The organism is Terriglobales bacterium (assembly GCA_035457425.1).
Lineage (GTDB): Bacteria > Acidobacteriota > Terriglobia > Terriglobales > Acidobacteriaceae > JACPNR01.
In genome coordinates this window covers 1-12,511 of sequence record DATIBR010000021.1, presented here as the reverse complement: position 1 = coordinate 12,511, position 12,511 = coordinate 1, and the positions used below count along the sequence as shown (strand labels likewise).

Genomic DNA, 12,511 nt, shown 5'->3' with positions numbered 1-12,511 from the left:
CGGCGCGCCGCTCAAAAACCTGATCCGTCGCTGCGCTTCGCCTTCCCCAACCGGATGTTCAGGCTGACCATCGGTCCGTACACGTTGATCCCGTAGTCTTCAAAGGCGGGCTCCGACAGATAGGCGTTCGAGATGTGCATGTAGGTGACGCCCATCGACGCGCTCACCCGCGGGCTGAAGTTGTAGCGGAAGCCGCTGCCCAGCATGATGGTGAAGGCCATGTCCTGTCCCTGCGCGGCGCGCATGCCGTGCGGGCCCTTGGCATTGATGTCCCCGATCCCCAGGCGGAAGTCGAAGTAAGGTGCGACCCGGGAATTCCGCGGAACAAAATTGCGCCGCACCCCGAGGGTGAAGGCGAAGTAGCGCGATTCCGCGTTCTCTTTCTGCGTCCACGCGACGTGCCCCGAGCTCTTGGGGATCAGCGTCGCGGCGCCGCTGAAGTTGAGCTCGGTGTTGCCGCGCAGGAACGACGGGCCGTTGATATTGCTGACGTGCCAACGCAGCGTGGCCAGCGTCGGCGCCAGCGTGTAATAGCGGAACGGGTTCTCGTAGCTGTCACCCACCAGGAAATCGAACGGGAACGGGATGTTGACGGGCAGCCAGCCGGTCTCGAGCGACAACTCCAGCTTGTTCCGGTAATAGATGTCGCGGTTGAAATCCTTCCGCGGCGTCTCCTGGGTCCCGGGAGCGGAAGGCGCGATGCTCTCTGAGGAGCCCTTCGGGGCTGCGTCGCTGGCAAGCGGCGCCGAGGCGCCGTCATTGCCTGCGGTGTGCGTGGCGGCAGTCGCTCCTGCGGAGGTCGGCGCCGGGGTTTCCGATCCGGCTTTATCGGCTGCCGCAGTGGACGGACCCGCGACGACGGCAGACTTCGAGCTCGACTCTCCCACCGCATCCTGCGCGGCGCAAGCCAGACAAAGGAAGAGACTGCACAATACAACGGCTTGCTTCATTCGCACACCCCCGAGGCGGCTGCCCCGCCGCCCGCTAGGAGATGCTAACCCAGCTTTTCTGGTTTGTGCGCCTGGATCGCTGAACCCTGGCCGGTTTGACCGTCCCACCCACCTCTTTTAGACTCGACGTTTCGCCGCATCTGGCGCGTTCCGTCCGTACTTCGCGACCCATGGCCGACACCATCAAAGTCAAACTCCCCGACGGCTCCGTCAAGGAGCTGCCCAAGGGCGCGACCGCGCTCGACGTCGCCAGCAGCATCTCGCCGCGCCTTGCCCAGGCCGCGCTCGTCGCCCAGGTCAAGAACGGCGACAAGCGGCTCGTCGACCTCACCGCGCCGCTGACCGAAGACGTCGAGCTGCGCATCCTGACGGAGAAAGACCCCGAGGCGCTCGAGGTCTACCGCCACTCCTCCGCGCACCTGCTCGCCGCCGCCGTGCTCGAGCTCTTCCCCGAGACCAAGCTGGGACACGGCCCGCCCACCGAGACCGGCTTCTTCTACGACTTCTACCGCGAAAAGCCGTTCACGCCCGAGGACCTCGTCGCCCTCGAGAAGAAGATGGCGGAGCTCGCGCAGCAGGACCTCCCCTACCGCCGTGAGCTGCTCGCGCGCGACCAGACGCTCGCCCAGGCCAAGCAGCAGGGCGACTTCATGAAGTGCCACTTCATCGAGCAGTTCGTGCAGCCGGGCGAGCAGGCCAGCTTCTACCAGACCGGCAAGTTCGTGGACTTCTGCCGCGGCCCGCATATCCCCTCGACCGGCCGCATCAAGGCCTTCAAGCTGCTCTCCATCGCCGGCGCGTACTGGCTCGGCGACGCCAAGAATCCCCAGCTCCAGCGCATCTACGGCACCTCCTTCTATTCCAAGAAGGACCTCGACGCCTACCTCCACCAGATGGAGGAAGCCAAGAAGCGCGACCATCGCCTCCTCGGCAAGCAGCTCGACCTGTTCTCGATCCAGGAGCTCGCCGGCCCGGGCATGATCTTCTGGCATCCCAAGGGCGGCATGATGCGCAAGCTGATGGAAGACTGGATGCGCGAGGAGTACCTGCGCCGCGGCTATCACCTCGTCTACACGCCGCACATCCTGCGCGTCGACCTGTGGAAGGTCTCCGGCCACGAAGGCTACTACGTCAAGAACATGTACCCGGCCATGGAGATGGACGACGCCAACTACCGCGTCAAGCCGATGAACTGCCCCGGGCACATCATGATCTACAAGTCGGACCTGCGCAGCTATCGCGACCTGCCGCAGCGCTACGGCGAGCTCGGCACCGTCTATCGCTACGAGCTCTCCGGCGTGCTGCACGGCCTGCTGCGCGTCCGCGGCTTCACCCAGGACGACGCCCACATCTTCTGCACCCCGCAGCAGATCGAGGACGAGATCCGCGGCTGCATCGATTTCGCCCTCGCCGTCCTTCAGACCTTCGGCTTCGAGCAGTACGAGGTCGAGCTCTCCACCTGGGATCCCAGCGACCGCAAGAACTTCATGGGCTCCGACGAGCAGTGGGAGTTCGCCAACCGCGCGCTCGAGAACGCCCTCAAGTCGCGCGCCATCCCGTTCAAGGTCATCCCGGGGGAAGCCGCGTTCTACGGCCCCAAGATCGACGTCAAGCTGGTCGACGCCATCGGCCGCCTCTGGCAGCTCTCCACCATCCAGTTCGACTTCAATCTGCCGCAGCGCTTCGCGCTCGAGTACGTCGGCGAAGACGGCGCGCGCCACCAGCCCGTCATGGTCCACCGCGCGCTCTACGGCTCCATGGAGCGCTTCTTCGGCGTGCTCATCGAGCACTATGCCGGCGCGTTTCCCGCGTGGCTCTCGCCCACCCAGGTCGTGCTCGTGCCCATCACCGAGCGGCACGTCGGCTACGCGGCCTCGGTCGAGAGCATGCTCAAGGACGCCGGCGTGCGCGTCGAGCTCGACGCGCGCTCCGAGAAGATGAACGCCAAGATCCGCGAGCACGCCCTCCAGAAGGTCCCGTTCATCCTCGTCATCGGCGACAAGGAAGCCGAGAGCGGCCAGGTCAACGTCCGCACCCGCGGCAAAGAGAAGACCGAGAACATGGCGGCGCAGGACTTCGTCCGCCACCTGCGAAAGCTGATCGAGACCAAAGCTACGTCCTTATAGTGAGGCAGCGGGGAGCGAACGTCATCCCGAGCGAGGAGACAGGGACGTCATCCCGAGCGAGGGCGCGGCGAACTTTCCGCGTCCGAGTCGAGGGACCTGCATTCGGTTCTATGACGAGTCAAGGAGGCCCCATGCCCGACATCAAGCCGTTCCTGTGGTTCAACACCGAGGCCGAGGAAGCCGCGAACTTCTACGTCTCGGTCTTTCCCAACTCGCGCGTGATCTACACCAGCCGCTACGGCGAGCACGGTCCCGGGCCGAAGGGCTCGGTGATGACGGTCGAGTTCGAGCTCGACGGCCAGCGCTTCGTCGCGCTCAACGGCGGTCCGCTGTTCAAGTTCACCGAGGCGGTGTCGTTCGTCATCGAGTGCAAGGACCAGGCCGAGATCGACCACTACTGGTCGAGACTCACCGCCGGCGGCGGCAAGGAGGTCGAGTGTGGCTGGCTCAAGGATAAGTACGGCCTGCCCTGGCAGGTCGTCCCCAATAAATGGCACGAGTGGCTCGGCTCGGGCGACGCCGCGCGCTCCGAGCGCGTCATGCGCGAGGTCATGCAGATGAAGAAGCTCGACTTCGCCCGCATGCAGAAGGCAGCCGAAGGCAAGTAACCACGGTAGAGACGCCCTTCTGGGCGTCTCGGATCGCACGAGTTCATTTCAAAAGGAGGATTGAAATGCGTCTCATGGTGATCGTGAAGGCCAACAAGGATTCCGAAGCGGGCGTCATGCCGCCGCCGGAGCTGTTCGAGCAGATGGGCAGGTTCAACGAGGAGCTGGTCAAGGCCGGCGTGATGCTCGCCGGCGAAGGCCTGCTCCCGACCGCGCAGGGCGCGCGCATCAAGTTCGGCGGCCAGCAGCCCGAGGTCAAGCAGGGTCCGTTCGATCTCACGAACGACACCATCGCCGGCTTCTGGCTCATCAAGACGAGATCGCGGGAAGAAGCGATCGAGTGGATGAAGAAGGCGCCGTTCGGCGGCGGCGAGATCGAGCTGCGCCAGATCGCCGAGCTCGAGGACTTCGGCAACGCCGTCCCGGACGACGTGAAGAAGCAGGAAGTCCGCCTGCGTGAGCAGCTCGAGAAGCAGCAGAAGAGCGCTTAGCAACCGGGCCGGCGGCGGGCAGCGGATCATCCTGCGGCCGGCCGCGCGCCGGGCAGGTGCCCCGCCCTCCGGGGAATTGTTTATTAACCAGTAAACCCGCCGCCGGCTTCTACTCTCCTAATCCCTAGTGACTTCGTCCGCGCGTGGCCCCCGGGCCATCCGCAACTCGCAACTCGGGACTCGCACCTCTTATGAAGAATATCGTTCTTGCTCTGTTCGTCCTGTGGTTCCTCAGCCTGCAGTTCTACCTCTACGTGCCCGTGCTGCTCAGCATCCTGCTGGGCGCCGGCTTCGTCAGCACCGCCACGGTCGCCCTGGCGGAGCGACTCTCGCAGCGCGGCGTGCGTGTTGACCGCGACGGTTCTTTGGGCTTGTAAGCGCCGCGAATCGCGCTACAGTAGGCGCATGCGAGCCTTCCGCATCGCCTGCCTTCTCGTGTTTCTGGGGACCCTGTTCGCTTTCGCGCAGCAGCAGTCCGCGCCGCCGCAGCAGCAGCAAGCTTCCGCCGAAAAGCCCGCGGCCGAGCAGAAGCCGGTCGGTCCACTCCCCGCGCCCGCCCTGCCCGACGACCTGCAGGACGTGGTGACGAAGCAGTTTGGCGTGAACTTCAGGGTCGCGCTGCAGCGGGCCACCCCGCGCCGCTACTTGCACGAGACCGAGCACGACGTTCCCTGGACTCCCTTCATGGTCGGCGACCTCGATGGCGACGGCGCGGAGGACGCGGTCATCGTGGCCAAGGCGAAGAATGCCTTCGGCGGCTCGGTCCCCTACAACTACATCGTCATCGACCCCTACTTCGCCGCTTACGGCTACCGCAATCCCGGCCTTACCGCCGGATTCTCCAGCGAGCGCCCCGACGCCTCCGGCTACGTCGTGCTCGTCATCCACGGCGCCGGCGCCGAGGGCTGGCGCGCCACCCGGCCGAAAGCCAAGTTCGTGATGATCAACCTGCCTTTCAACACCATCACCATGGCTCCGATGGCCGTCCGCGGGAAGAAGCACATCGCCGCCAAGGAGATCTCCGTCATCATCCTGGAAGAGGAAGGCACCAATCGCAGCTCGCTCGTCGCCTGGGACGGCAAGAAATACCGCTGGACCGACACCGGCGGCCCCGGCGAATAGCTCATACCCTCTCCTGGTAGGCGCCGGCGACTCGCCGGCGCTTCTTCTTTGCGCGCTCGCCTTTTCTCCGCGCCCTCTGCGTTCAAGCTCTTGCCCCTCCGTGTCTCCGAGGGGAGCGGGCCTTATAATCCCCGCCATGGACCTGGAGCAGAAGCTCGCTGAACTGAAGAAGCGCGACTCCCTCGCCGAAGAAGGCGGCGGCGCCGAGCGCCGCGAAAAGCAGCACAAGGCGGGCAAGATGTCCGCCCGCGAGCGCATCGAGTTCCTGCTCGACGAAGGCACCTTCGAAGAGACCGACAAGCTCGTCACCCACCGCTGCACCGACTTCGGCATGCAGGAGCAGAAGATCCTGGGCGACGGCTTCGTCACCGGCTACGGCCGCATCGAAGGCCGCCTCGTCTTCGTCTTTGCGCAGGACTTCACCGTCTTCGGCGGCTCGCTCTCCGAGACCAACGCCGCCAAGATCTGCAAGCTGATGGACATGGCCATGAAGGTCGGCGCTCCCCTCATCGGCCTCAACGACTCCGGCGGCGCCCGCATCCAGGAAGGCGTGGTCTCGCTCGGCGGCTATGCCGACATCTTCCTCCGCAACACGCTCGCCTCCGGCGTCATCCCGCAGATCTCCGCCATCATGGGCCCCTGCGCCGGCGGCGCCGTCTACTCCCCCGCCATCACCGACTTCATCTGCATGGTCGACAAGACCTCGTACATGTTTATCACCGGCCCCGACGTCATCAAGGCCGTCACCCACGAGGAAGTCACCAAGGAACAGCTCGGCGGCCCCGACACGCACAACGAGATCTCCGGCGTCGCGCACTTCCGCGCCACCGACGACGCCGAGTGCCTCTCGCTCATCCGCGAGCTGCTCAGCTTTGTCCCCTCGAACAACCTCGACGACCCGCCGCGGAAGCCCTGCACCGATCCGGTCGACCGCGCGGAAGAGAAGCTGCAGACCGTCGTCCCCAACGAATCCAACAAGCCCTACGACATCAAGGACGTCATCCACGCCGTCGTCGACGACGGCTACTTCTTCGAGGTGCACGAGCACTACGCGAAGAACATCGTCGTGGGATTCGCGCGGCTCAACGGCCGCTCCGTCGGCATCGTCGCCAACCAGCCCGCCCACCTCGCCGGCGTGCTCGACATCAACGCCAGCGTGAAGGGCGCGCGCTTCGTCCGCTTCTGCGACGCCTTCAACATCCCGCTCATCACCTTCGAAGACGTGCCCGGCTTCCTCCCCGGCACGCAGCAGGAGTACGGCGGCATCATCAAGCACGGCGCCAAGCTGCTCTACGCCTACGCCGAAGCCACCGTCCCGAAGATCACCGTGATCACGCGCAAGGCCTACGGCGGCGCCTACTGCGTCATGGCGTCGAAGCACATCCGCACCGACGTCAACTACGCCTGGCCCACCGCCGAGGTCGCCGTCATGGGCCCCGAGGGCGCGGTCGACATCGTCTACAAGCGTGAGCTCGATAAGGTGCGGAAAGAAGCCGAGGCTCGTTTCAAGAACACCTCGAGCGAAGCGAGAGGCCCCTCGGGCAAGAAGGACGCTGGGTCAGGTGAGGCGGACAAAGCGGTGGCTGCGGAGCGAGCGAAGTTAATCGAACAATTCAAGGACAAGTTCGCGAATCCCTACGTCGCCGCCGAGCGCGGCTACGTCGACGCCGTCATCCAGCCGCGCGAGACCCGCTCCAAGCTGATCGCCGCGCTCGAGATGCTCCAGACCAAGCGCGACAAGAACCCGCCGAAGAAGCACGGCAACATCCCCCTGTAACGGGCCGGCGCGAGTCGCCTTCTAACTTGCGACGATCGCGGCCACCCATACCAGCACCGCCGCCGCCAGCAGGCCGTGCGCCGGCAGAAAACCTCCGAGGAACACGTAGAGAAAGATCGCGGTGGACGCCGGGATCAACGCCGTCAACGCCAAGGTCGCGCGGCTCACCGAAGCCGGCCGCGCCGCCGCCAGGGCGTAGAGCACCGCCAGCGTCAGCAGTGTCGCCGAATCGATCAGCCACAGCGCCTTCAGGCTGTTGGCGTAGAACGCCGGCAGGTTGGAGGCCGCCACCGCTGTCACTGTCTTTGGGAATGCTCGCGCGTGCATCACCGCCCCGCCCGCCAGGATCACCACCGCCATGCCCAACAGTCCCCGCCCCAGTGCGCTCATTTTCCCCTCCTCCTCTCCTCCTGTTTTCATTTCGACTTTCTTCCCCGCATATTCAGCCGCCAGTAGTCCAGCGTCCACGGCGGCTCGGCCGCGCCCGCCTGCCGCGTCAGCTCGTCGAGGAACTCCGCGCGCCGCGTTTCATCCGTGATCGCCGCCAGGTACGGCCGCAGCACGACCTTGCTGGTGAACTGCTGGTACGCGTCGGCCGACTCGAATGGCGTCGGGGTGGATTCGAGCGAGGTCTCGACCTCGACGAATCCTGCCGCGCGCAGCCGCTCCGCCGTCTCCTCCGGCGTGGCGTAATTCCACGGGTTCTTCCACTCGCGGAAGAACGGCTGAAAGCGTGGCTCGCGCCGCAGATCTTCCGCCCGGGAGCGCACGATGTGCAGGTTCGGCCCTCCGCCGCACTGCGCCTCCAGCCGCCCGCCCGGACGCAGCGCACGATGCAGCACGCGGAACAGCTTTGCGTGGTCGAGGATCCAGTGAAAGGTGGCGGTGCTGAAAACCAGGTCGGCCACCTGATTCAGCTTCAGCTCCAGCGCGTCGGCGGCGACAAGCTCCACGCGCCCGCCATATTTCGCCAGCTGCTTGCGCGCCTCTTCCAGCATCGACTCCGACGCGTCCACCGCGATCACGCGCCCGCGCGGCAGCCGCTCCAGCAGCTCCCCGGTCAGCCGGCCCGTGCCGCAGCCCACGTCGAGCACCGTCTCGTCGCCGCGCAGCGCCACCCGCTCGAGCACCCGCATCCCCCAGCGGAACTGCGGGTCGCTCAGCTTCTGGTACGCCGCGCCATCCCAATCGCGCAGTTGTGTCACTTCCTCAGCTTACCTCGTGCCGCGGTTGTCATTTGGTTTTCATCCTCGCTTACCTCCCCTCCTCACTTTCCTCCTGTTTTCATTCCGGCCCGTTTTTCTCTGTGTCTCTGTGTCTCTGTGGTAGGTTTTTGGCTCCGGGGTGAAGCATGTCCGCCGCCTTCAAGGTCGCACTCGCCGACGCCTTCCGCGCCGTCCCCGCCGCCGACGGCAAGAAATTCGCGGAGCTTTTCCGCCACGGCTCGCTCGCGCTCGAGATCTACGCGCCGCGCGAGAAAGACGACCAGAAGCCGCACACCCGCGACGAGGTCTACATCATCGCGCAGGGTTCCGGCGAGTTCCTCTACGGCAACGCCCGCGTCGCCTTCCGCCCCGGCGACTTCCTCTTCGCCGCCGCCGGCCAGCCTCACCGCTTCGAGAACTTCACCGACGACTTCTTCACCTGGGTGCTCTTCTACGGCCCGGAAGGCGGCGAGAAGTAGGCCTGGGCGTCAGGCGACGACCCCGACTGGCGCGGCGATTCGCCTGCCCAAAAGCGTAAGGGGCAGCGCGGAGCGAGACTCGCAGCACTGTGCGACCGAAGGTCGCAAAAAAGAAAAGCTGCTCTCGATTTCGGTGGAACCCGCCCAGCGTTTCGGTGTCTACTGCGTCTAACGAGGCAGCGAGAAGTTCCGCGGGGGCCCGGGATCCCGCGCGTGGGGTGGCGATGCAGCATCGCCTCGCATTCCGGCACGAAGTCGTCCCGTCGACCGAAGACGGCAAGCCGGTCTACGTCTTCGCCGTCGGATACATCATCGCTCTCCGCCCCGGCCTCCCCGCTCCCCAGCCCGTCTTCGCCATCATCTTCCTGCTCGCGCTCTTCCTCACCCTTCCCGAGGTGCGGACCTTCGCGCTCTTCTCCATCCCCGCCGGCATCGCCTGCGGCGCGCTCCTGTACGCCCTCCGCAAGTGGCGCCAGAAGCACTTCCCCACACCCGAAGTCACCCCGCTCGGGCTGTGATTGCCGATTTCCAATTGCCCATTGCTTATTGAGGCCGTGGTTCCAATCGGCAATTGCCAATCGGCAATCGGCAATCAAAACGGCCCGGACGGTGACTATTCAGAAGGCTCGTTTCCTGCTATAATCCTTAGTGCTCTCGTCCGCACTAACCGCATGACTTATCAGTAACTTACCGCCCCCGCGGCTCACTCAGATGGCGCCTGTGTGACGGCGCGAAGTGTGCCCCGGAAACGGGAAACAGGAAACCGGAAACCGAGCGCAAAATGCCCGACGAAAAAGACCCGCAGCTTCCCCTGAATCCGAAGACGCCCGCCGAGCTCGGCCCCGGCGCCGCCTCGATCCTCCCGATGAATATCGAGGAGGAGATGCGCCGCTCCTACCTCGACTACTCCATGTCGGTGATCATCGGGCGCGCGCTCCCCGACGTCTACGACGGCCTCAAGCCCGTGCATCGCCGCGTGCTCTACGCCATGCACGAGATGGGCCTGCTGCACAATCGCAAGCACCTCAAGTGCGCCAAGGTCGTCGGCGAAGCTTTGGGCAAGTATCACCCGCACAATCCCGACGCGCTCTACGACGCGCTCGTCCGCATGGCGCAGCCGTTCTCGCTGCGCTATCCGCTGGTCGATGGGCAAGGCAACTTCGGTTCGGTGGACGGCGACCCGCCCGCGGCTTACCGGTACACCGAGTGCCGCATGACGGCGATCGCCGAAGAGCTGCTCGCCGACATCGACAAGGAGACCGTCGACTTCGTCGCGAACTTCGACAACACCACCACCGAGCCGACCGTCCTGCCGACCAAGGTCCCGAACCTGCTCGTCAATGGCTCGAACGGCATCGCGGTGGGCATGGCGACCAACATCCCGCCGCACAACCTGAACGAGATCGTCGACGCCACCATCCAGCTCATCGAAGAGCCCGAGACCAAGCTGGGCGAGATCCTGAAGATCGTCAAAGGTCCCGACTTCCCCACCGCCGGCTACATCTACGGCAAGAGCGGCATCGCCGAGGCCTACAAGAACGGGCGCGGCAAGTTCATGATGCGCGCCAAGGCGGCGATCGAGAACATCACCAAGGACAAGCAGGCCATCGTCATCACCGAGATCCCGTACCAGGTCAACAAGTCGACGCTCATCAAGCGCATCGCCGACCTGGTGCTCGACAAGGTCATCGACGACGTCAGCGACGTGCGCGACGAATCCGACCGCGACGGCATGCGCATCGTCATCGACCTGAAGCGCGGCGCCGAACCGCAGATCATCCTCAACCAGCTCTACAAGCACACCTCGATGCAGGAGAGCTTCTCGATGATCTTCCTGGCCGTGGTGAACGGCCAGCCGCGCGAGATGGGCCTGATCGAGGCGCTGCAGCACTTCATCGACCACCGTGTCGACGTGGTGCGGCGGCGCACCGCCTTCCTGCTGGCGCGCGCGAAAGAGCGCGCCCACATCCTGGAAGGCTACAAGATCGCGCTCGACAACCTCGACGCGGTCATCAAAATGATCCGCGCCGCGGGCTCGCGCCAGGAAGCCAAGGAAGCGCTGCTCGCCGCCAAGTTCAAGATCGTGGACAAGGAGACGCGCGAAGCCATGGGCCTGGGCTCGCGCAGCGAGGGTGCGCTCAGCGGCAAGCAGGCCGACGCCATCTTGGAACTCCAGCTCTACCGCCTCACCCGGCTCTCCACCGAGGAGATCCTCAAGGAGCTGGGCGAGATCCGCGAGCGCATCGCCGAGTACGAGTCCATCCTCGCCTCCGACAAGAAGCTCCGCGGCGTCATCGTGAAGGAGATGAAGGAAGTCAAGGAGAAGTACGGCGACGCGCGCCGCACGCAGATCACCGACGAGCAGGCCGAGATCGAGCTCGAAGACCTGATCGCCGACGAGCAGGTCGCCGTCACCATCTCGCACAACGGCTACCTGAAGCGCACGCCGGTGTCCACCTACCGCGCGCAGCGGCGCGGCGGCACCGGGCGCACCGGCATGAAGACGCGCGACGAGGACTTCGTCGAGAAGCTCCTCATCGCCTCCACCCACGCGTACCTGCTGGTCTTCACCAACACCGGCCGCGTCTACTGGCTCAAGGTGTACGAGGTGCCGGACGTCGGGCCGGCGGGCAAGGGCAAGCACATCGGCAACCTGGTCGCGCTGCAGCCGGGCGAGACCGTGCGCGCCATCCTGAACGTGCGCGACCTCGAGGAGGAAGGCAAGTTCGTCTTCTTCGCGACGCGCAACGGCACCGTCAAGAAGACGCCGCTCATCGACTTCTCCAACGTGATGTCGCGCGGCATCATCGCCATCGGCGTGGACAAGGGCGACGAGCTGGTCGCGGCGCGCGCCACCGACGGCCAGCAGATCGTCTTCCTGGCGTCGCACGAGGGCATGGCCATCCGCTTCGACGAGGAGGACGTGCGCCCCATGGGCCGCGCCGCCTACGGCGTCCGCGGCATGACGCTCGACAAGAACGACTACGTCGTCGGCATGGCCGTCACGCCCAAGGACGACGGCAAGAACGGCAAGGCGGGCGACGCCAAGGCCAACGGCAAAGCCAAGGCCGACGCCAAGGCCGCGGCGAAGTCGAAGGCCGCTGCCGGCGAGGAACCGGCGGGCGCCGCCGAGATGGCGGGCGAGGCCGCGCACGCGCGCCTCATCCTCTCCGTCACCGAGATGGGCTACGGCAAGCGCACGCACGTGGACGAGTACCGCCTGCAGTCGCGCGGCGGCAAGGGCGTCATCAACGTGAAGACCACGGCGCGCAACGGCAACGTCAGCGCCATCCTGCTGGTCGACGAGCACTCCGAAGCCATGATCATCTCGCAGTTCGGGAAGATCATCCGCATCGACACCACGCAGATCCGCGAAGCCGGCCGCTCCACGCAGGGCGTCCGCCTGCTCCACATGGAAGGCGGCGACAAGGTCGCGGCCGCAACCGTCATCCCCAAGGAAGAAGCCGAGAACGGCAACGGCGGGACCGGCACGCTGATTCAGTAGAAGCTTTGGGTCGGCCCAGGCCGTCTCCGGCCGGGCAGATCTGTTTGAGGAGAGTGGAGCGCCTAGAGCAAGAACTCGCTGTCCCGGCGGCTCTTGTCGGCTGCGAGTTGCTCCAGGATGCTTTCGGTTAGCCGACCGGTCGCGAACCCTGACATAGTTGGTCCAGTGCACCTGCGTCCGCTGTGCGACTGCTGTCCGGCATTGATTTCTCAGGAACGTGCAGCTTCGGCGGGGACGATCTCGGCTTG

General features: G+C 65.4%; 12 protein-coding genes. 9 read left to right on the top strand and 3 right to left on the bottom strand.

The window, feature by feature from the left end:
* Window positions 1–11 precede the first annotated feature (11 nt).
* Window positions 12–620, bottom strand: a complete 609-nt coding sequence (locus VLA96_01915) for an acyloxyacyl hydrolase (GenBank protein HSE47943.1) — start codon at window positions 618–620, stop codon at window positions 12–14.
* Window positions 621–1,120: 500 nt separating this feature from the next.
* On the opposite strand from VLA96_01915, the gene thrS reads away from it, so the two are divergent.
* The 6 genes from thrS to VLA96_01885 all read left to right on the top strand — a co-directional run bounded on the left by thrS (window position 1,121) and on the right by VLA96_01885 (window position 7,074).
* Window positions 1,121–3,076, top strand: coding sequence for a threonine--tRNA ligase (thrS, locus tag VLA96_01910; GenBank protein ID HSE47942.1), 1,956 nt, complete (start codon window positions 1,121–1,123; stop codon window positions 3,074–3,076).
* 131 nt (window positions 3,077–3,207) lie between these two features.
* The gene (locus tag VLA96_01905; protein ID HSE47941.1) at window positions 3,208–3,684 is read left to right on the top strand and encodes a VOC family protein; all 477 of its coding nucleotides are present in this window, start codon (window positions 3,208–3,210) and stop codon (window positions 3,682–3,684) included.
* A gap of 65 nt (window positions 3,685–3,749) precedes the next feature.
* The gene (locus VLA96_01900; GenBank protein ID HSE47940.1) at window positions 3,750–4,175 is read left to right on the top strand and encodes a YciI family protein; all 426 of its coding nucleotides are present in this window, start codon (window positions 3,750–3,752) and stop codon (window positions 4,173–4,175) included.
* A 191-nt stretch (window positions 4,176–4,366) separates the two neighbouring features.
* Window positions 4,367–4,552, top strand: a complete 186-nt coding sequence (locus tag VLA96_01895) for a hypothetical protein (GenBank protein HSE47939.1) — start codon at window positions 4,367–4,369, stop codon at window positions 4,550–4,552.
* Between the two features lie 28 nt (window positions 4,553–4,580).
* Complete coding sequence (locus VLA96_01890; protein HSE47938.1) at window positions 4,581–5,297, top strand: hypothetical protein; 717 nt, start codon at window positions 4,581–4,583, stop codon at window positions 5,295–5,297.
* 136 nt (window positions 5,298–5,433) lie between these two features.
* A complete protein-coding gene (locus VLA96_01885) occupies window positions 5,434–7,074 on the top strand; it encodes an acyl-CoA carboxylase subunit beta (protein ID HSE47937.1) in 1,641 nt (546 codons plus the stop codon).
* A gap of 21 nt (window positions 7,075–7,095) precedes the next feature.
* On the opposite strand, the gene VLA96_01880 is transcribed toward VLA96_01885, so the two are convergent.
* Together VLA96_01880 and VLA96_01875 are read right to left on the bottom strand one after the other, a co-directional pair.
* Window positions 7,096–7,464 carry a hypothetical protein gene (locus VLA96_01880; GenBank protein HSE47936.1) on the bottom strand — a complete coding sequence of 123 codons (369 nt, stop codon included), beginning with the start codon at window positions 7,462–7,464 and terminating at the stop codon, window positions 7,096–7,098.
* Between the two features lie 26 nt (window positions 7,465–7,490).
* Window positions 7,491–8,279 carry a methyltransferase domain-containing protein gene (locus VLA96_01875; GenBank protein HSE47935.1) on the bottom strand — a complete coding sequence of 263 codons (789 nt, stop codon included), beginning with the start codon at window positions 8,277–8,279 and terminating at the stop codon, window positions 7,491–7,493.
* Window positions 8,280–8,425: 146 nt separating this feature from the next.
* On the opposite strand from VLA96_01875, the gene VLA96_01870 reads away from it, so the two are divergent.
* The 3 genes from VLA96_01870 (at window position 8,426) to gyrA (ending at window position 12,263) form a co-directional block, all read left to right on the top strand.
* On the top strand, window positions 8,426–8,758 hold the full coding sequence (locus tag VLA96_01870; GenBank protein ID HSE47934.1) for a cupin domain-containing protein: 333 nt from the start codon (window positions 8,426–8,428) through the stop codon (window positions 8,756–8,758).
* Between the two features lie 224 nt (window positions 8,759–8,982).
* A complete protein-coding gene (locus VLA96_01865) occupies window positions 8,983–9,276 on the top strand; it encodes a hypothetical protein (GenBank protein ID HSE47933.1) in 294 nt (97 codons plus the stop codon).
* Window positions 9,277–9,539: 263 nt separating this feature from the next.
* On the top strand, window positions 9,540–12,263 hold the full coding sequence (gyrA, locus tag VLA96_01860) for a DNA gyrase subunit A (GenBank protein ID HSE47932.1): 2,724 nt from the start codon (window positions 9,540–9,542) through the stop codon (window positions 12,261–12,263).
* Window positions 12,264–12,511 lie beyond the last annotated feature (248 nt).